General features: G+C 67.6%; 17 protein-coding genes. 11 read left to right on the plus strand and 6 right to left on the minus strand.

All coding sequences use genetic code 11. The features are described 5' to 3' along the window. Window positions 1-362 precede the first annotated feature (362 nt). The 8 genes from argB (at window position 363) to AX708_RS19615 (ending at window position 6,232) form a co-directional block, all read left to right on the plus strand. Window positions 363-1,286 carry an acetylglutamate kinase gene (argB, locus tag AX708_RS00535; RefSeq protein WP_066530386.1) on the plus strand — a complete coding sequence of 308 codons (924 nt, stop codon included), beginning with the start codon at window positions 363-365 and terminating at the stop codon, window positions 1,284-1,286. A 120-nt stretch (window positions 1,287-1,406) separates the two neighbouring features. Beyond that, window positions 1,407-1,688, plus strand: coding sequence for a YggT family protein (locus tag AX708_RS00540; RefSeq protein WP_066530388.1), 282 nt, complete (start codon window positions 1,407-1,409; stop codon window positions 1,686-1,688). Beyond that, the gene (folD, locus tag AX708_RS00545; RefSeq protein ID WP_066530389.1) at window positions 1,688-2,584 is read left to right on the plus strand and encodes a bifunctional methylenetetrahydrofolate dehydrogenase/methenyltetrahydrofolate cyclohydrolase FolD; all 897 of its coding nucleotides are present in this window, start codon (window positions 1,688-1,690) and stop codon (window positions 2,582-2,584) included. Before AX708_RS00540 ends, folD begins: the two co-directional genes overlap by 1 nt. Next, complete coding sequence (locus AX708_RS00550) at window positions 2,581-3,360, plus strand: hypothetical protein (RefSeq protein ID WP_066530391.1); 780 nt, start codon at window positions 2,581-2,583, stop codon at window positions 3,358-3,360. Before folD ends, AX708_RS00550 begins: the two co-directional genes overlap by 4 nt. A gap of 19 nt (window positions 3,361-3,379) precedes the next feature. Then, window positions 3,380-4,006 (plus strand): MarC family protein, encoded by a 627-nt coding sequence (locus AX708_RS00555; protein WP_066530406.1) that lies wholly within the window; start codon window positions 3,380-3,382, stop codon window positions 4,004-4,006. A gap of 9 nt (window positions 4,007-4,015) precedes the next feature. Further along, complete coding sequence (locus tag AX708_RS00560) at window positions 4,016-4,519, plus strand: hypothetical protein (RefSeq protein WP_066530393.1); 504 nt, start codon at window positions 4,016-4,018, stop codon at window positions 4,517-4,519. Between the two features lie 164 nt (window positions 4,520-4,683). After that, window positions 4,684-5,265 (plus strand): TerD family protein, encoded by a 582-nt coding sequence (locus AX708_RS00565; protein ID WP_066530395.1) that lies wholly within the window; start codon window positions 4,684-4,686, stop codon window positions 5,263-5,265. 67 nt (window positions 5,266-5,332) lie between these two features. Continuing rightward, complete coding sequence (locus AX708_RS19615; RefSeq protein ID WP_082747185.1) at window positions 5,333-6,232, plus strand: TerD family protein; 900 nt, start codon at window positions 5,333-5,335, stop codon at window positions 6,230-6,232. Between the two features lie 60 nt (window positions 6,233-6,292). Here AX708_RS19615 and dnaE read toward each other — a convergent pair whose 3' ends face one another. The 4 genes from dnaE to AX708_RS00590 form a co-directional block, all read right to left on the minus strand. Then, on the minus strand, window positions 6,293-9,793 hold the full coding sequence (gene dnaE, locus AX708_RS00575) for a DNA polymerase III subunit alpha (protein WP_066531007.1): 3,501 nt from the start codon (window positions 9,791-9,793) through the stop codon (window positions 6,293-6,295). A 78-nt stretch (window positions 9,794-9,871) separates the two neighbouring features. Beyond that, complete coding sequence (locus tag AX708_RS00580) at window positions 9,872-10,351, minus strand: glutathione peroxidase (protein WP_066531005.1); 480 nt, start codon at window positions 10,349-10,351, stop codon at window positions 9,872-9,874. A gap of 25 nt (window positions 10,352-10,376) precedes the next feature. Further along, on the minus strand, window positions 10,377-11,057 hold the full coding sequence (locus tag AX708_RS00585; protein ID WP_066530999.1) for an ABC transporter ATP-binding protein: 681 nt from the start codon (window positions 11,055-11,057) through the stop codon (window positions 10,377-10,379). Next, entirely contained in the window at window positions 11,050-12,303 is a 1,254-nt protein-coding gene (locus tag AX708_RS00590) for a lipoprotein-releasing ABC transporter permease subunit (protein ID WP_066530997.1), read from the minus strand. The genes AX708_RS00585 and AX708_RS00590 overlap by 8 nt, the downstream gene beginning before the upstream one ends. Window positions 12,304-12,521: 218 nt before the next feature. Between AX708_RS00590 and purF the strand changes: the two genes are divergently transcribed. The 3 genes from purF to AX708_RS00605 all read left to right on the plus strand — a co-directional run bounded on the left by purF (window position 12,522) and on the right by AX708_RS00605 (window position 15,223). After that, window positions 12,522-14,009 carry an amidophosphoribosyltransferase gene (gene purF, locus AX708_RS00595; protein WP_197426162.1) on the plus strand — a complete coding sequence of 496 codons (1,488 nt, stop codon included), beginning with the start codon at window positions 12,522-12,524 and terminating at the stop codon, window positions 14,007-14,009. 6 nt (window positions 14,010-14,015) lie between these two features. Beyond that, on the plus strand, window positions 14,016-14,738 hold the full coding sequence (locus AX708_RS00600; protein WP_066530994.1) for an SDR family NAD(P)-dependent oxidoreductase: 723 nt from the start codon (window positions 14,016-14,018) through the stop codon (window positions 14,736-14,738). Window positions 14,739-14,875: 137 nt separating this feature from the next. After that, window positions 14,876-15,223 (plus strand): PilZ domain-containing protein, encoded by a 348-nt coding sequence (locus tag AX708_RS00605; RefSeq protein WP_066530981.1) that lies wholly within the window; start codon window positions 14,876-14,878, stop codon window positions 15,221-15,223. Window positions 15,224-15,245: 22 nt separating this feature from the next. Here AX708_RS00605 and AX708_RS00610 read toward each other — a convergent pair whose 3' ends face one another. Together AX708_RS00610 and AX708_RS00615 are read right to left on the minus strand one after the other, a co-directional pair. After that, a complete protein-coding gene (locus tag AX708_RS00610; protein ID WP_066530979.1) occupies window positions 15,246-16,475 on the minus strand; it encodes a serine hydrolase in 1,230 nt (409 codons plus the stop codon). A 70-nt stretch (window positions 16,476-16,545) separates the two neighbouring features. Then, complete coding sequence (locus AX708_RS00615; RefSeq protein WP_066530978.1) at window positions 16,546-17,937, minus strand: deoxyribodipyrimidine photo-lyase; 1,392 nt, start codon at window positions 17,935-17,937, stop codon at window positions 16,546-16,548. Between the last annotated feature and the right edge of the window lie 30 nt (window positions 17,938-17,967).

Below are 17,967 nucleotides of genomic sequence, written 5' to 3' on the forward strand. Positions count from 1 at the left end.
TGCGGCGGTCGGTGCCTGAGCGGCGTTCGGCCTGGCGGCGGTCGGGGCCCTCGAAGGGGAGCTGCGCCTTGCGGCGGTCGCCCGCGCGGCGGCCTCCGCCCGAGGGGTCTGCGGCGGGGGGCGGGGGGCTGCTACTGCTGTCGTCGCTCATGGCCGCGTCTCCTCGATCCCGTCCTCCCCGGCTGGCGGGAGGGCGGCTGATGGTGATGTGTCAAATCTGCGACCGCGTTATGATTAACATCAACTTTCGGAAAAACCTAATCATGTTAGTGAGGTGCACCAACCGGCTTGGCCGCGCCCGCGCAAGCGGCTAGGGCGCCGCCGAGGACGCGCGGGAGCGCGCGCGACGCGAAGGACCGCCGGTGACCGACAAGCTCAACCCCACGCCGCCCCGCGCGGCGGCCGACACGCCCGACCTCGCCAAGGCCGAGGTGCTGATCGAGGCGCTGCCCTACTTCCAGCGCTATGCCGGGCGGACCTTCGTGGTGAAGTACGGCGGCCACGCGATGGGCGACCCCGAGGCCGCGCGCGACTTTGCCGAGGACATCGTGCTGCTGAAGGCGGTCGGCATCAACCCGGTGGTGGTCCACGGCGGCGGCCCGCAGATCGGGCAGATGCTGAAGCGGCTCGGCGTGGAGAGCACCTTCGTCGATGGCCTGCGCGTGACCGACAAGGCTACCGCGCAGGTCGCCGAGATGGTCCTGTCTGGCGCGATCAACAAGGAGCTGGTCGGCTGGATCGCGGGCGCCGGGGGCAAGGCTATCGGCATCTCGGGCAAGGACGGCGGGCTGGTGACCGCGAAGAAGGTCACCCGCACCACCCGCGATCCCGACAGCAACATCGAACAGGCGGTCGACCTGGGCTTCGTCGGCGAGCCGGCGGCGATCGACACCACGGTGATCGACACGCTGGTCGCGGCCGGCATGATCCCGGTGATCGCCCCGATCGCTCCCGGAGAGGACGGCGCGACCTACAACATCAACGCCGACACCATGGCAGGCGCGATCGCGGCGGCGCTGGGCGCGGCGCGGCTGTTCCTGCTGACCGACGTGGCGGGCGTGCTGGACGCGGACGGCGAGCTCCTCACCGACCTTACGCCCGCCGCCATCGAGAAGCTGCGCGAGGAAGGCGTGGTCCGCGGCGGCATGGTGCCCAAGCTCGAAACCTGCGTCGCAGCGGTGCAATCGGGCTGCGAGGCGGCGGTGGTGCTCGACGGGCGGGTGGGGCACGCGATGCTCCTCGAACTCTTCACCGCGCGCGGTGCGGGCACGCTGGTTCACGCCTGAGGCAGGAACACAGACTGGCGCGAGGCGTATTAACAGGCTAATACGCCTCGCAAGGGACTTGAACGGGCACTGCTGCTCGCCAGATGCAGCGCAGCGCCCTCGCAACGGAAACGACAAGCAATGACGCAAGCTCTCGTGGATATTCTCGGCATGGTGATCAGCACCGCCAACATGCTGCTGATCATCTGGTTCATCATCGGCCTGCTGTTCGCCTTCAACGTGATTAGCCCCAGCAACCAGTTCGCCTTCGCGGTGCACGATGCGCTCGGGCGCCTGTTCGAGCCGGTGCTGCGCCCGATCCGGCGGGTGATGCCCGATACCGGCGCGATCGACTTCTCGCCGATGGTGTTCATGCTGCTGCTGGCTGCTGTCGCGCGGATCCTGCAATACGCGGCCTATTGATGAGCGAGGCGCTGCGGATCGACGGGAAGGCCTTCGCCGAGGGCCTGCGCGCCCGCATCGGCGCGGGCGCGGCGGCGTTTCTCCAGCAGACCGCGCGCCGGCCGGGGCTGGCCGTGGTGCTGGTCGGCGATGATGCCGCGAGCCAGGTCTATGTCGGCGCCAAGGCCAAGGCCTGCGAGGAAGCGGGGATCGCCAGCTTCGAGCATCGTCTGCCCGCTACCGCCAGCGCCGCCGAATTGCTGACGCTGGTCGAGCGGCTCAACCGTGATCCCGAGGTTGACGGCATCCTCGTCCAGCTGCCCTTGCCGCAGGGTCTCGACGAGCAGGCGGTGATCGCCGCGATCGACCCCGACAAGGACGTCGACGGTTTCCATGTCATCAACGCCGGGCGGCTGGCGGTGGGGCAGAGGGGCTTCGTCCCCTGCACGCCGCTGGGGTGCCTGATGCTGCTTCAGGATCATCATGGAGACTTGAGCGGGCTCGAGGCGGTGGTGATCGGCCGGTCGAACATCGTCGGCAAGCCGATGGCGCAGTTGCTGACCGATGCGAACGCGACCGTCACGCTGGCGCACAGCCGCACGCGGAACCTCGCCGAGGTGGTGCACCGCGCGGACATCGTTGTCGCCGCCGTGGGCCGTCCGGAGATGGTGCGCGGGGACTGGATCAAGCCTGGCGCGACCGTGATCGACGTCGGTATCAATCGCCTGGCTCCCACCGAGGACAAGCCCAAAGGGCGCCTCGTGGGCGATGTCGCCTTCGCCGAGGCGGCGGCGGTCGCGGGCGCGATCACGCCGGTGCCGGGCGGGGTCGGGCCGATGACGATTGCGGTCTTGCTCAGGAACACGCTGGTGGCGGCCCATGCGCACGCGGGGCTGCCCGCGCCGGATGGACTATGACCCGCGCCTCCCTGCTGATCGCCGCCGCGCTACCGCTGATGCTGGCCGCCTGTGCCGGGAGCGGCGCGCCGCCCAAGCCGAGCAAGCGTCAGGTGGCGATGATCGACCGCGCGCTGGCCCGCGCTCCCGGGGCCGCGCAGCCGAGCACCATCGTCGCCGCCGAGATCGCCTTTGCCCGCGATGCGCAGGAGCTGGGCCAGTGGACCGCCTTCGCCAAGTATGCCGCGCCCGGCGCGCTGCTCCACGGCAGGAATGGCCCCTTCCCGATTGCTCCGTGGCTCGCGACCCAGAGCAATCCGCCGCAGGCTGTCACATGGAAGGCCCGCACCGTGGTGATGAGCTGCGACGGGGCGGTCGCGGTCAGCCAGGGGCGCCTGCGCGAGCCTGACGGCACGGTCGGCAATTTCGTCACCGTGTGGGAGCGCCAGCCGGACGGCGAATACCGCTTTGTCTTCGACGTTGGCGGGGCCGACGTGCCGCAGCCCCCGCCGCAGCCCAAGGTGGAGGAGCAGCCGGGCGACATCGTCGTGACCGAGATCGACGCGGTCCAGGGCCTCGTCGCCACCTGCCCGCGCGGCGATGCGCCGGTCCCGCCGCCGCCCGCCATCTCGCTCGGCGAGGACGGCAAGACCGAAGCGCGCCTTTCGCGGGACACCACCCTGCGCTGGCGCTGGGAGCACCGCGCGGACGGCACGCGCTATATCCTCGCCGAATACTTCTATCAGGGCCGCTGGCTGACAGGCATCGAACAAAGCCTTGTGCCGACCGGCGATTGATGGGAGGGGCCAGCCCGTGCTGACCGAGACCTTCCTTTCCGCCTTCGTCACGCTGTTCGTGGTGATCGACCCGCCGGGGTGCGCGCCGATCTATGCCGGGCTGACCAAGGGCGCGAGCCCTGCGCAGGCGCGCTCCATGGCGCTGCGGGCGACCGGGATTGCGAGCGTCATCCTCCTGATCTTCGCGCTGTTCGGGCAGGAGCTCCTGGGCGCGCTGCATATCGAGCTCAATTCCTTCCGCATCGCGGGCGGGCTGATGCTGTTCTTCATCGCCTTCGACATGGTGTTCGAAAAGCGCACCCAGCGCCGCGAGGAACGCGCCGAGAAGATCGCCCAGACACCCGAGATCGAGGACGTCTCGGTCTTCCCGATGGCGATGCCGATGCTCGCCGGGCCGGGCGCCATCGCGGCGGTGATGCTGCTGATGAACGAGGCCGACGGCAACCTGCCCGAGCAGGGCCAGATCCTCGCCGCACTCGCCGCGGTGCTGATCATCACCGCGGCCGCGCTGGTCGCGGCGGGCCCGCTGATCCGGCTGCTCGGCGACAAGGTCGAGGCGGTCATCACCCGGCTGCTCGGCGTATTGCTGGCCGCGCTCGCAGCGCAATATGTGATTGACGGGCTGAAGGGCAGCTTCGGGATATAGAGGGGCGCGATGACGGGCGAGACCACTGTCTGGAAAGGCCAACCCCATCAGGGCCTGCTGCTGCGCCCGATCGATGCCTTCCTCATCCCGTTCAGCCTGTTATGGAGTGGGTTCGCCGCGTTCTTGATTTTCGAGGTCTGGAGCAGCGGCGCGCCCCTGTTTTCCCAACTCTTCGGCCTGCCCTTCCTCGTTTTTGGGGCCTACGGCACGTTCGGTCGGTTCTTGCTCGATATCTATCTGCGCCGCGCCACCAGTTACACCATTACCACCGAGCGGGTCGTAATTGTGCGCGGATCGAAGACGGTCTCACTCGACATCCGGCATCTCCCGGCGCTCGAACTGACCGAGCTTTCCGACGGATCGGGCACGATCCGCTTCGGTCCGGCAACCAGCGTGTTCGACGGGCGCAATTTCGCCATCTGGCAGCCCAGCAGCGACCCCGTGCCCCAATTTCTGCGCATCCCGCGCGCGCGCTCGGTCTATGAGTTGATCCGTAAGCAGGCGGGGCGATGAGGGCTGCGCAATCAATTCACCGCATTGCACCCGGCCTTAATAAAAACGTAACGATAACAACACTAAGCCCCCGGCAATCCCTTCGGGCGCGGGGTTGACACCCTCGGGGCCTTCGGGGATACCCTGTCCCGTAACGGGACAGATCGCAGCGTCACGGGGGATCAGTGGGAATATCGCTCCAGAAGAGCCAGTCGGTCAGCCTCGCCAAGGAGGCGCCGCACGGTCTCACCCAGATCAGCCTCGGCGTGGGTTGGGACGTCGCCAAGAAGGGCGTCTTCGGCGGCCTGTTCGGCGGCAGCGGCGATATCGACCTCGACGCTTCGTGCATCACCTTCGATGCCGACCATGCGGTCCTCGAACAGGTGTGGTTCGGCAAGCTCGCCAATGCCGCCGGCACGATCCGCCACAGCGGCGACAACCTTACCGGCGAGGGTGACGGCGATGACGAGAGCATCGCGATCGAACTCGACCGGCTCGACGCGCGGGTCGAGCACATCGTGCTCACCGTCAATTCCTTCCGCGGGCAGACCTTCGACAAGGTCGCCAATGCCTTCGCCCGGGTGGTCGACAAGAAAAGCGGGCGCGAGCTGGCGCGCTTCGCCATTTCGGATTCCGGCCCGCACACCGGGCTGATCCTCGCCCGCCTGTCGCGCGCCGGCGGCCAGTGGGACTTCAAGGCGATCGGCGAGCGCACCTCGGGCCGCACCGTCCACGATCTCACCGCGCCCGCGCGCGCCATTCTGTGATCTGAACTCATCCCGGCCCGGCGCGCGAGGGGCGCGGCGGGCCTCTCAACACCGGGAGCAAATTCGCATGCAGCTGCAACGTGGGGAAAAGCGCTCGCTGTCCGACCTGGGGGTCGCCGGCAATTGCGAGGTGAAGGTCGAATTCGGCCTCGCCGGGATCGACATCGCCGCTTTCGGCCTCGAGCCGGGGCAGAAGATCGGCGATGATCGCTACGTGGTGCTGTTCTCCAACCCCGCGACCCCGGGCGGCGAGGTGCGGATGACGACCAGCGGCAACACGGCAAGCTTCGCGCTCGAGCTCGACCGCCTGCCCGCGAATATCGACCGCATCGTCTTCACCGCCACGCATGACAGCCGCGCCGTGGGCGAGAGCCGCCCGCTGATGGTGACGCTGGATGGCGGCAAGGCGAGCTTCGATGCCGCCGCCGCGCTCACCAACGAGAAGGCGGTGATGCTGGCGGAAATCTATCGCCATTCCTCGGGCTGGAAGATCGGCACGATTGCCGCAGGCTTTGCGGGCGGGCTGGCCGCCCTGATCCGGCATTTCGGCGGCGAGGTGGACGAGCCTGCCCCGGCCCCCGCTCCGCCGCCTCCGCCGCCCCCGCCGCGCCCCGTGTGCAACAGCGGGCCGTTCATCGTGTTCTTCGATTTCGACCGTTCGGACATCAGCCCGGAAGCCGGGAACATCCTCAACTCTGCCGCAACCGCCTACAGCAATTGCGGCATGGCGCGGGTGATGCTGGCCGGGCACACCGACAAGGCCGGGAGCGCGCAGTACAACCAGGGTCTGGCCGAGCGCCGCAATGCCGCGGTGCAGAGCTATCTCGCAGCGCGCGGGGTGCCGTCGGGCCAGATCATGTCGCAGGCCTTCGGCGAAAGCCAGCCGCGCGTGCCCACGGCTGACGGCGTGCGCGAGCCGCAGAACCGCCGCGTGGAAGTGACCTACGGCCCGGGTTCGGGGATGTAATTCACCTCGCCCGAAGGGTTTGACTCGAGGAAGGGGCCGGAGCGATCCGGCCCCTTTCTTCTATGCGACGAGCCGCAGGTTGCCGCGCTTCTTCAAGGGCGCAAGGTTGACCTTGGCGATCCCCCCGACGCTCGCAAGCCGCTCGGCCAGTTCGCCTGTCAGCACGAAATTGCGCCCCAGGCACATCCGCGCCTGCCCGCCATCGGCGAGCGCGAGGCTCACCACCACCTCGCCCGCGCCGGTCGGCCGGTCGCCGCGTGCAAGGTCGAGCTCGATCTTGAGTTCGAGCAGCGCCTCGGGCGTGGTGATATCGGCGGAGAGTTCCATCGCGGTGGTCCCGCTCACCGCCGCCAGCGGCCGCGCTCCGCGCACGGTAAGGCGGGGCGGCTCATCGGGGCTCGGCGAATCGAGTTCCACCGTCAGCAGCAGGCACTCGCCGGCCGCCGCCCAGCGCTCGAAATCGGGCACCAGCGCCTCCTCGAAGCAGGCGGCGGAAAACTGGCCGGAAGAGTCCGAAAAGTCCGCACGCACGAAGGTGCCGCCCTTGCGGGTGCGCGCCTTGGTGATGCCTTCGACCAGCACCGCCATCACCGCCGTCCCGCGCCCGCCCGGCGGGGCGCCGGCTTCCATCAGGCTCTGATAGGTGCGCGCCCCGTTGGCCGAGGCCGCCTCGCGATATTGCGCGACGGGGTGCGCGGAGAAGTAGAAGCCGAAATTCTCGCGCTCCTTCGCCATCTTCTCGGGGCGCGACCATGGGGCGCATGGTTGCAGGCGCAGTTCCTCGGCAGGCCCCGCGTCGCCGCCGAACAGCCCCGCCTGCCCGCTGGAGCGCTCGCGGATCGCGGCATCCGCCACCGCCATCAGGTGCTCGGCATTGGCGAAGAGCAGCCCGCGGTCGGGCTCCAAGCCGTCAAACGCGCCCGCGCAGATCAGGCCCTCCAATTGGCGGCGGTTCATCGTGCCCTGGGGCAGGCGCTCGAACAGGTCCTTGAGGCTCGCGAAGGGCCCATTCGCCTGCCGCTCGGCGACGATCGCCTCCATCGCCTTCTCGCCGACATTGCGGATCCCGGCGAGGGCATAGCGCACCGCGTAGCCCGTATCGGTCTGCTCGACCGTGAACTCGGCCTCCGAGGCGTTGATGCAGGGCGGCAGCACTTCAACCCCGCCCGCGCCGTTAGGATAGCGCCGCGCATCGTCGACGAAGACGTTCAGCTTCTCCGACTGGTGCATGTCGAAGCACATCGAGGCGGCGTAGAATTCCTCGGGGTAATGCGCCTTCATCCACGCGGTCTGATAGGCGAGGAGCGCATAGGCGGCGGCGTGCGACTTGTTGAAGCCGTAGCCTGCAAACTTGTCGATCAGGTCGAACAGCTCGTTGGCGCGCTTGGGTTCGATATCGGAATTGGTCTTGCAACCCTCGACGAAGCGACCGCGCTGGGCGTCCATCTCGGCCTGCACCTTCTTGCCCATCGCGCGGCGCAGCATGTCGGCCTCGCCCAGCGTGTAGCCCGCCAGCACCTGCGCGGCCTGCATCACCTGTTCCTGATAGACGAAGATCCCGTAGGTCTCGGCGAGGATGCCTTCGAGCTTGGGGTGCGGATATTCGATCGGCACCTGCCCTGCCTTGCGCTGGCCGAACAGCGGGATGTTGTCCATCGGGCCGGGGCGGTAGAGCGAGACGAGCGCGATGATGTCGCCGAAATTGGTCGGCTTCACCGCCTTCAGCGTACGGCGCATGCCTTCGGATTCCAGCTGGAACACCCCCACTGTGTTGCCCGCCTGCATGAGGTGATAGACCTGCGCATCGTCCAAGGGCAGTGCACCCAAGTCGATGGCAATGCCGCGCTTTTCCAGCAGGTCGACGGCCTTGCGCAGCACCGACAACGTCTTCAGCCCGAGGAAGTCGAACTTCACCAGCCCCGAGCTCTCGACATATTTCATGTCGAACTGCGTCACCGGCATGTCCGAGCGCGGATCGCGGTAGAGCGGCACCAGTTTCGCCAGCGGCCTATCGCCGATCACCACGCCCGCAGCGTGGGTCGAGGAATTGCGCGGCAGGCCTTCGAGCTGCATCGCAAGATCGACGAGGCGCTTCACCTCCTTGTCGTTGTCATATTCGCGCTTGAAATCCGCCGCGCCGTTGAGCGAGCGCGGCAGGGTCCAAGGGTCGGTCGGATGGTTGGGCACCATCTTGCAAAGCCGGTCGACCTGCCCGTAGCTCATCTGCAGGATGCGCCCGCAATCGCGCAGAACCGCGCGGGCCTTCAGCTTGCCGAAGGTGATGATCTGCGCGACGTGATCGCTGCCGTATTTCTGCTGGACATAGCGGATCACCTCGCCGCGCCGCGTTTCGCAGAAGTCGATATCGAAGTCGGGCATCGAGACGCGTTCGGGGTTGAGGAAGCGTTCGAACAGCAGGCCCAGCTTGATCGGATCGAGATCGGTGATGGTCAGCGCCCAGGCCACCGCCGAGCCCGCACCCGAACCGCGACCCGGCCCCACTGGAATGCCCTGCTCCTTGGCCCACTTGATGAAGTCGGCAACGATCAGGAAGTAGCCGGGAAAGCCCATCTTCACGATCACGTCGATCTCGAATTCGAGCCGGTCGGCATAGACCTTGCGCTCCTCCTCGGTGAGATCGGGATAGGCGGCAAGCCGCGCTTCGAGGCCCCGGCGCGAGTCCTCCGCCAGCATCCGCGCCTCGCCCGCAAGGTCGCCCGCAAGGCTGGGCAGGATCGGCTTGCGATAGGGCGGCGCGAAGGCGCAGCGCTGGGCAATCACCAGCGAGTTGGCGGTCGCCTCGGGGAGGTCGGCGAAGGCCTCCTCCATCATGCTGGCATGCTTGACGAAGGCCTGCGGGTTGGAGCGCGGGCGCTCGTCGGCCTCGATCTGGGTCGAGTTGGCGATGCACAGCATGGCGTCATGCGCCTTGTGCATGTGCGGTTCGGCGAAATTGGCCGGGTTGGTCGCGACCAGTGGCAGGTCGCGGGCATAGGCGAGATCGACCAGCGCCTCCTCGGCGCGCTCGCACACCGGATCGCCGGCGCGGGCAAGTTCGATATAGAGCCGCCCGGGGAACAACGCTTCCAGCTTCTCGATCAGCCGCAGGGCCGCATCCTGCTGTCCCTCGGCGAGTAGCCGCGTCACCCCGCCCTCGCCCGCGCCGGTCAGCGCGATCAACCCACCGGTGCGGCCTTCAAGCTCCGCGAGCGTGACATGCGGATCGCGCTCCAGCGGGCGTTCCAAGTGCGCTGCCGAGACGAGGTGGCACAGGTTGTCGTAACCCGCATCGTCCTGCGCGAAGAGCGGCAGGTAATCGACCACCGTCCGCGTCTCGTCGCGCGCCACGCCCAGCAGCGTGCCGATGATCGGCTGCACCCCCTCGCCCTTGCACGCGGCGGCGAAGGCCATGATGCCGTAGAGGCCGTTGCGATCACATATCGCGGTCGCCGGAAAGCCGCGCTCTTTCGCGAGCTTGGCAATGTCCTTCGGGTCGATCGCCCCTTCGAGCATCGAATAGGACGACAGCACGCGCAAGGGGACGAAGGGGGCGAAGGGCATGGGCTGCCAATCTAGGAAGTCGCGCCGATTCTCAAAGCGCCCCGCCCGCTTATGTTGTGCACAGGGCAGCGCAAAAAGTCAGAGCAGCGCCTCGATGTCCTTGGCGATGCTGGCAGGCGTATCGTTGGGGGCGTAGCGGCGCACCACCTTGCCTTCGCGGTCGATCAGGAACTTGGTGAAGTTCCACTTGACCGCATTGAGCCCCATCACGCCGGGCGCCTCGCGCTTCATCCAGTCGTAGAGCGGCGAGGCATTGGCGCCGTTGACGTCGATCTTGGCCATCAGCGGGAAGGTGACGCCGAAATTGACCTTGCAGAACTCGGCGATCTCGTCGGCATTCCCTGGCTCCTGGCCGAGGAACTGGTTGCAGGGGAAGCCGAGGACCTCGAAACCCCGATCCTTGTATTGCTGGTAGAGCTTTTCGAGCCCGTCATACTGGGGCGTGAAGCCACATTTGCTCGCGGTGTTGACCACCAGCAGCACTGTGCCGAGCTTGTCCTTGAGGTCGAGTTCCTGCCCCCGGTTGGTGGTGACGGTGAAATCGGCAATCGTCGTCATGGCACGTGTCCCCTTGTTGCTGCCCCTAGACCAGCACGCCTTCCTTCAGCCGCACCACCCGGTCCATCTTTGCCGCGAGCCGTTCGTTGTGGGTGGCGACCAGCGCCGCGCTGCCCTCGCCGCGCACCAACGCGAGGAACTGGGCGAGCACCGCGTCCGAGGTATGCTCGTCGAGATTGCCTGTCGGCTCGTCCGCCAGCACCAGCGTCGGCCGGTTGGCAAGCGCGCGGGCGACCGCGACGCGCTGCTGCTCGCCGCCCGACAGCTGGCTCGGGCGGTGGGTCAGCCGGTGGCCGAGGCCGAGGCTGGTGAGCAGGCTCTCGGCCCGCGCCTCGGCCTCGGCGCGGGGGGTGCCGAGGATCATCTGCGGCATCACCACATTCTCGCGCGCGTCAAAATCGGGCAGGAGGTGATGGAACTGGTAGACGAAGCCCAAGTGCTCGCGCCGCAGCTTGGTGCGCGCGTCACCCGCGAGCGCCTCGGCGGCGGTGCCGGCTATCGTGATCCCGCCCTCGAACCCGCCTTCGAGCAGGCCGACCGCCTGCAGCATCGTCGACTTGCCCGAACCCGAGGGGCCGAGCAGCGCGACGATCTCGCCTGGCTGAATCGCAAGGTCCACCCCGCGCAGCACCTCGATCCGCTCGCCCCCCTGTTCGAAGGCGCGCTTGAGGCCGCGAAGGGCGACGATGGGCGCAGTGTTACTCATAACGCAGCACCTGCACCGGATCGGTATTGGCCGCCTTCAGTGCCGGATAGAGCGTCGCCAGGAAGCTCATGCCGAGCGCCAGCATCACGATGCCGAGCACCTCCCACGGGTCGGTTCGCGAGGGCAGGGTCGAAAGGAAGCGCACCTCCGGGTCCCAGATCTGCTGGCCGGTGACGAAGGCGATTCCTGCCACGATCGGCTCGCGGAAGAACAGGATGACCGAGCCCAGCAGCAGCCCCGTCCCCGTGCCGATCACGCCGATGGTGGTGCCGGTGGTGACGAAAATCTTGAGCAGGCTCCGCCGCGTCGCCCCCATGGTGCGCATGATCGCGATGTCGCGGGTTTTGGCGCGCACCAGCATCACGAGGCTGGAAAGGATGTTGAACGAGGCGACTACGACCATGAAGGAAAGCGCGAAGAACATCGCCACGCGTTCGACCTGCAAGGCCTCGAACAGCGCCGAATTCATCGATTTCCAGTCCGAGATCACCGTTTGCCCCGAAAGCTGCTGCGCGGCCGGCGCGAGGATCGTGCCGACCTTGTCGGGGTTTTCGACCCGGACCTCGATCTGCGCCACCGAATCGCCCATCAGCAGCAGATTCTGTGCCTCGGCGAGGGGGAGCATGATGAACTTCTCGTCGAAGGTCGAAATGCCGATCTCGAAGATCGCGCCGACCTCGTAGGGGACTTGCCGCGGGGTGGTGCCGAAGGGGGTCGAGCGGCCCGCGGGGTTGATGATGGTGATGACATCGCCCACCCGCATGCCGAGGTTCTGCGCCAGCCGGCTGCCGACCGCGACCCGCGGGAAGCCGTCGGGCCCCGGCGGCTGCGACAGGCTGGCGATATCGCCGAGCAGCACCTTGTCGCGGTAGCCCGCCAGCTCCCTGTCGGCCTGGCCGCGCAGCAGGATGCCCTCGACATTGCCGTTGAAGCTCACCAGCAGCGGCTTTTCGATCATCGGGGTGGCCGAGACCACGCCCGGCGTCTTCTCGAGCGTGGCCATCACGCCCTGCCAGTCGTCGATCCGCCCGCCCACGGCCTGCACCACAGCGTGCCCGTTGAGGCCGGTGATCTTGTCGAGCAGCTCACCGCGAAAGCCGTTCATGACGCTCATCACCACCACCAGCAGCGCGACCGAGAGCGAGACCACGCCCACCGAAATCGCCGCAACCAGCGCGATGAACGCCTCCCCCCGGCCGGGCCAGAGGTAGCGCTTGGCAATCATCCATTCGAAGGGGGAGAGCATGAGAGGTTATTTGCGCCCTGAGAGGAAGTTGCCGCCGCATGTAGGGCGCGCGCGCGTCTGCGGCAATCCCCGTGGCGGCGCTCTCCCCTGACGGGGCCTGTCACACGGCGGTCGCCAAAAAGCCGGGCAGTGCGAGCCTTGTTGCCCTTGTAATTGATCCGTCACATCGCCATTGGGGGGGCGCGCCAACGCGGGTGTGCACGCGAACAGGTCTGGTGATGCCGATGAGCCTCCTGAATGTAACCCATCCCTTCCTCGATGCCGATGGCGACAAGCTGCGCGAGGAATGCGGCATCTTCGGGGTGATCCGCGCCAGCGATGCGACCGCGACCACCGCGCTCGGGCTCCACGCGCTCCAGCACCGCGGGCAGGAAGCCGCCGGGATCGTCAGCTTCGACGGCAGCGAGTTCTACGCCCGCCGAGGCCTCGGGCACGTGGCCGAGAACTTCTCCAGCTCCGAGGCGATTGCCGCCCTGCCCGGCCACATGGCAGCCGGCCACGTGCGCTATTCGACCACGGGCGGATCGGGCCTCAGGAACGTCCAGCCCTTGTTCGCCGACCTTGCCAGCGGCGGCTTTGCGGTGGCCCACAACGGCAATATCTCGAACGCGATGTCGCTGCGCACCGACCTCGTCAACAAGGGCTCGATCTTCCAGTCGACCTCGGACACCGAGGTTATCATCCACCTCGTTGCCACCAGCCGCTATCCCACCATCGCCGACCGGCTGGTCGATGCGCTGCGGCTGGTCGAGGGTGCCTATGCGCTGATCGTGATGACGCCCGAGGGCATGATCGCCTGCCGCGATCCGCTCGGCATCCGCCCGCTGGTGATGGGCCGGATGGGTGACGCGATCCTGTTCGCCTCCGAGACGGTTGCCTTCGACGTGGTCGGCGCCGAGTTGATCCGCGAGGTCGAGCCGGGCGAGCTGGTGCTGGTCGATTTCGCGGGCGAGATCCGCTCGGTGCGCCCCTTCGGCAGCCCGCCGGCGCGGCCCTGCATCTTCGAGCACGTCTATTTCAGCCGCCCCGACAGCGTGTTCGCCGGCCGCAGCGTCTACGAGGCGCGCAAGGCCATCGGCGTCGAGCTGGCCCTCGAAGCCCCGTGCGAGGCCGACCTTGTCGTGCCGGTGCCCGACAGCGGGGTGCCCGCCGCGATCGGATTTGCGCAAGCCTCGGGCCTGCCCTTCGAGCTCGGCATCATCCGCTCGCACTATGTCGGGCGCACCTTCATCCAGCCGGGCGACGGCGCGCGCCATTCGAGCGTCAAGCGCAAGCACAACGCCAACCGCGCGCTCGTCGAAGGCAAGCGGATCGTGCTGATCGACGATTCGATCGTGCGCGGCACCACCAGCCTCAAGATCGTCGAGATGATGCGCGAGGCGGGCGCGAAGGAAATCCACTTCCGCGTCGCCAGCCCGCCGACCGCGCATTCCTGCTTCTACGGCGTCGACACGCCCGAACGCTCCAAGCTGCTCGCCGCGCGTATGGAGTTGGAGCCGATGCGCGATTTCATCAAGGCCGACAGCCTCGCCTTCATCTCGATCGACGGGCTCTACCGCGCGGTCGGCAAGCAGGGGCGCGAAAAGGCCTGCCCGCAGTTCTGCGACGCCTGCTTCACCGGCGACTACCCCACCTCGCTCACCGACCTCGCGCTCGCCGAGGCCAAGAGCGCCCAGCTCCCCTTCGCTGACCCCAAGGCTGCCTGACCCGACATGACCGATACCACCACCGCCAAGCCGCTCGCCGGCCAGACCGCGCTCGTCACCGGAGCGAGCCGCGGGATCGGCGCCGCCACCGCCAAGGCCCTGGCCGCCGCGGGCGCGCACGTCATTCTCGTGGCGCGCAAGGTCAAGGCGCTGGAGGAAGTCGAGGACGCGATCCATGCAGCGGGCGGCACCTCGACCATCGCCCCGCTCGATCTGACCGAGCCCGATGCCGTCAGCCGCCTCGCCGCCGCCATCGCCGGGCGCTGGGACACGCTCGACATCATGGTGCTGGCGGCGGCCTATCTGCCCGAACTGACACCCGCCTCGCAGATGGAGCCCAAGCAGTTCAACCAGGCGCTGCTCACCAATCTGGTCGCCACCCAGGCGCTGATCGCCGGCTTCGATCCGCTGCTGCGCCGCGCGCGTGCCGGCAAGATCATCGGCCTCACCAGCTCGGTCGCGGCCGACCCGCGCCCCTATTGGGGGGCCTACAGCGCGACCAAGGCGGCCTTCGAGAACCTGCTCGCGACCTACGCCGCCGAAGTCGAGCGCCTCAGCCCCCTTCGCGTCGCGATCGTCGATCCGGGCGCGACCCGCACCGAGATGCGCGCGCGCGCCTATCCGGGTGAGGACGCCTCCAAGCTCAAGGGCCCCGAGGTCGTCGCCGAAAGGCTCGCCGCGCTGCTGACCGAGGGCTTCGAGGTCCTCCACCGCGAACGGATCGGCTGAGCCGTCCCGCGGGCGGCATGCCTAAGCCGCCGTTCACCAAAGATCGGAGCGATCGGTTAAGACTGATCTGCGCATTCTTGCGGTAGGACCAGTTCGCCCCAGAGAGACCGCAGGCTTCGATAGAAGGCAATACGGCAATGCCGCCCCATACCGATCCCTACCGCACTGCGTCACAGGAAGACCGCTGCGGCCCCCGCACCCGGCTGACGATCCCCGCCACCCTGCGAGCCTCGGGAGGCCGCGCCTTCCAGAGCGTGGTGCATGACCTGTCGATCTCTGGCTTCTCGGCCGCCTCGATCAACCGCATGCACGAAGGCCAGATGTGCTGGCTGACCCTGCCCGGCCTCGAATCGCTTCAGGCCGAAGTGGTGTGGTGGGACAACTGCATCGTCGGCTGCGCCTTCAGCGAGCTGCTGAGCCCGATCGTCCACGACAACATCCTGCAGCGCTACAGCAACGTGGGCTTCTACCGCCAGGCGATCTGACGCGCGGGCGCCACCGGGGCGCCTAGTCCGCCTCGGCGATGATCCGCGGCGCCATGGCGAGCAACCGCGCCCGCTCGGGCCCGCCGCTCGCCTTGGACCAGTTGCCGACGAAGGCGATGACGAGGCCCTTGGACGGCACCAGCGTGATGCCCTGCCCGAAGATGCCTTGGGCGCCGTAATTGCCGCCGGGATAGGCCCACCACTGGTAGCCGTAACCGAAGCCCGGCGCGTTCGGGCCGAAGCTCACCTGCGCCTTGCCGGCTTCGGCAAACCAGCCCTCGGGCACCACGCCCTTCCCGCCCTCGAGCGCGAAGAGCCCCATGCGTGCATAGTCCGAAAGGCGGATCGAAAGGCAGCACCCGCCGATATTGCCGCCCCTCGGGTCGACCATCCAGAACAGGTCGCTCTCGAACCCGGCCGGATCGACGATCTTCGCCTTGGCATACTCCGCAAGCGGCTTGCCCACGGCATTTTCCACCAGCACGCCGATGAGGTTGGTCTCGCCGGTCTTGTAGACCCACTTGGTCCCAGGCTCCGCCTCGCGCGGGAGCGCCTTCATCTGGGCGACGATGGCGTCGGCGCCGTATTCAACCACGAAGCGGTTCATCTGCGCGACGTCGGACTTGGGGTCGGCATAGTCCTCGTTCCACTTGACCCCGCTGGTCATGGTGGCGAGCTGCCTGACGGTGACGCCCTCATAGGCGCTGCCCGCAAGGCCGGGGATATACTTCGTCACCGGATCATCGAGGCTGGTGATGAACCCGTCCTTGATCGCCGCGCCCAGCAGGGTCGAGGTGAAGCTCTTGGCGACCGAGAAGCTGGTCCAGCGATCCGTCGGGCCGAGGCCGAGGTTATAGGCCTCGAAGCGCACCTCGCCGTCTTCGAGGATCATCATCCCGGCGGTGTTGGTCTCGGCCATCACTGCCTTGAGATCGGCCTGCAGCGCGTCGGAAAGGGCTGCGCCCTTGGCCAGCGCGCGAGGGGCGGGCGCGGCGGGGACTTCGTGCCCGGCGAACCACTGCTCCATTGCGCGGAAGCGCTCGGCGCGCTGGGCATCGGACCAGAACAGCACCTGCAGTTCGGACTGGTCGCGCGCCGGGGGCTGCGTGAGCCGCGCGATGGGCGCTTCGGGATATTGCGGCGGTCGGGCGAGCGCAGGGGCGTCCGCGGCGGTCTGCGCGTGGAGCGGCGCGATCCCGCTCAGCGCCAGCGCCAATGCCGCGCCCGCCAGCATGCCGTGTTTCAAGCCCATGATGTCACCCTCTCGTCTTGTTGTCGGCGAGAGGCATAGGCGGGCCGGGGCGTCGGGGGCAAGCCCCGCGTCAGGACTGCTTGATCGTCTTCAATGCCGCCAGCGCCCGCTCGCGCGCGGCCTTGTGAGGCACGATCTTGCGCGGATAGCCTGCGGGCCGCCGCCCGAATTCCTCGGGATCGTGGACGTAGGGTTCTTCCAGCCCTTTCAGCTCGGGCACATAGGTGCGGATGTAACGCGCCGCGTCGAATTTTTCGGACTGGCTGAGCGGTGCCATGATCCGGCTGAACATGTTGCTGTCCACCCCCGTCCCCGCGGTCCACTGCCAGTTGGTGGCATTGGAGGCGTAGTCGGCATCGACGAGCGTGTCCCAGAACCACTTCTCGCCCTCGCGCCAGTCGATCAGCAGGTGCTTGATGAGGAAGCTCGCGGTGATCATCCGCACCCGGTTGTGCATCCACCCGATCTGCCACAGCTGGCGCATCCCGGCATCGACGATCGGATAGCCGGTGCGGCCCTGCTGCCAGGCTTTCAGATCGCGCGCGGCGGTCTCGTCGGTGGCGGGATCGCGCCACGGGAAGCGGTCGAAATCGTCGCGGTAGTTCTGCGTGGCATAGGCGGGGAATTGCAGGATCGCATTCTGCGAATAGTCGCGCCAGATCAGCTCGCCTTCATAGGTTTCCCAGCCCTTGGAGGAGCGGTCCTTGAACCGGTGCCAGATCTGGATCGGGCTGATTTCGCCGAAATGCAGATGCGGCGAGAGACGCGAGACCTTGTCGACGCTCGGCAGATTGCGCTTGTCGTCATAGTCGTCAACGTCGGCCTCCCATGCGGCGAGGCGCTTGTGGGCCGCTTCCTCGCCCACTTCCCAGAAGTCGCGCATTCCGCCCGCCCAATCGGGCTTGGTGGGGAGGAGGTTCCACGAGGCCAGATCATCCGAGGCGGGCCAGCTTGCCGGGGCTTCGAGACGCTCGGGCGCGGGGACTTCGGTGCGCGGCGGGAATTCGGCGCGGACGGCGCGGCTGAAGGGGGTGTAGATCTTGTACTGCCCGCCCGTCCCGGTGGTGATGCTGCCCGGCACCATCAGGTAGTTGCCGTGGTGGAGTTGCAGGTCGAGGCTCTTGGCGAGCTTGCGCTCGGCATTGAGCCACCACGGCTCGTAATGGCAATTGGCGTGAATGGTGGTCGCGCCCGTCTCCTGCGCCAGCTGGGTCAGCACCGCGACCGCATCGCCGCGCCGGAGGATCAGCCTGCTGCCCCGCCCTTCGAGGGACTTCGCAAGGCTCGCCAGCGAATGATGCAGCCACCAGCGCGAAGCCCCGCCATAGGCGTGGTGCTTCGGGCTCTCGTCGTCGAGGATGTAGACGGCGATGACGGGGCCAGCCTTGGCGGCGTGGTAGAGCGCGGGGTTGTCGGCCAAGCGCAGATCGCGCCGCAGCCATAGGATTTGGGTTTGGAGCATTTGGTCCTGAAATTCTCTTGTCATTGCGAG

It is taken from the genome of Erythrobacter sp. CCH5-A1 (assembly GCF_001557115.1).
GTDB lineage: Bacteria > Pseudomonadota > Alphaproteobacteria > Sphingomonadales > Sphingomonadaceae > Erythrobacter.

Bases quoted from the DNA above. Each gene is read 5' to 3' on its own strand.
- AX708_RS00540 (WP_066530388.1), top strand. From the start codon at position 1,407: ATGACGCAAGCTCTCGTGGATATTCTCGGCATGGTGATCAGCACCGCC.
- folD (WP_066530389.1), top strand. From the start codon at position 1,688: ATGAGCGAGGCGCTGCGGATCGACGGGAAGGCCTTCGCCGAGGGCCTG.
- AX708_RS00550 (WP_066530391.1), top strand. From the start codon at position 2,581: ATGACCCGCGCCTCCCTGCTGATCGCCGCCGCGCTACCGCTGATGCTG.
- AX708_RS00560 (WP_066530393.1), top strand. From the start codon at position 4,016: ATGACGGGCGAGACCACTGTCTGGAAAGGCCAACCCCATCAGGGCCTG.
- AX708_RS19615 (WP_082747185.1), top strand. From the start codon at position 5,333: ATGCAGCTGCAACGTGGGGAAAAGCGCTCGCTGTCCGACCTGGGGGTC.
- dnaE (WP_066531007.1), bottom strand. From the start codon at position 9,793: ATGCCCTTCGCCCCCTTCGTCCCCTTGCGCGTGCTGTCGTCCTATTCG.
- AX708_RS00580 (WP_066531005.1), bottom strand. From the start codon at position 10,351: ATGACGACGATTGCCGATTTCACCGTCACCACCAACCGGGGGCAGGAA.
- AX708_RS00585 (WP_066530999.1), bottom strand. From the start codon at position 11,057: ATGAGTAACACTGCGCCCATCGTCGCCCTTCGCGGCCTCAAGCGCGCC.
- AX708_RS00590 (WP_066530997.1), bottom strand. From the start codon at position 12,303: ATGCTCTCCCCCTTCGAATGGATGATTGCCAAGCGCTACCTCTGGCCC.
- purF (WP_197426162.1), top strand. From the start codon at position 12,522: ATGCCGATGAGCCTCCTGAATGTAACCCATCCCTTCCTCGATGCCGAT.
- AX708_RS00600 (WP_066530994.1), top strand. From the start codon at position 14,016: ATGACCGATACCACCACCGCCAAGCCGCTCGCCGGCCAGACCGCGCTC.
- AX708_RS00605 (WP_066530981.1), top strand. From the start codon at position 14,876: ATGCCGCCCCATACCGATCCCTACCGCACTGCGTCACAGGAAGACCGC.
- AX708_RS00610 (WP_066530979.1), bottom strand. From the start codon at position 16,475: ATGGGCTTGAAACACGGCATGCTGGCGGGCGCGGCATTGGCGCTGGCG.
- AX708_RS00615 (WP_066530978.1), bottom strand. From the start codon at position 17,937: ATGCTCCAAACCCAAATCCTATGGCTGCGGCGCGATCTGCGCTTGGCC.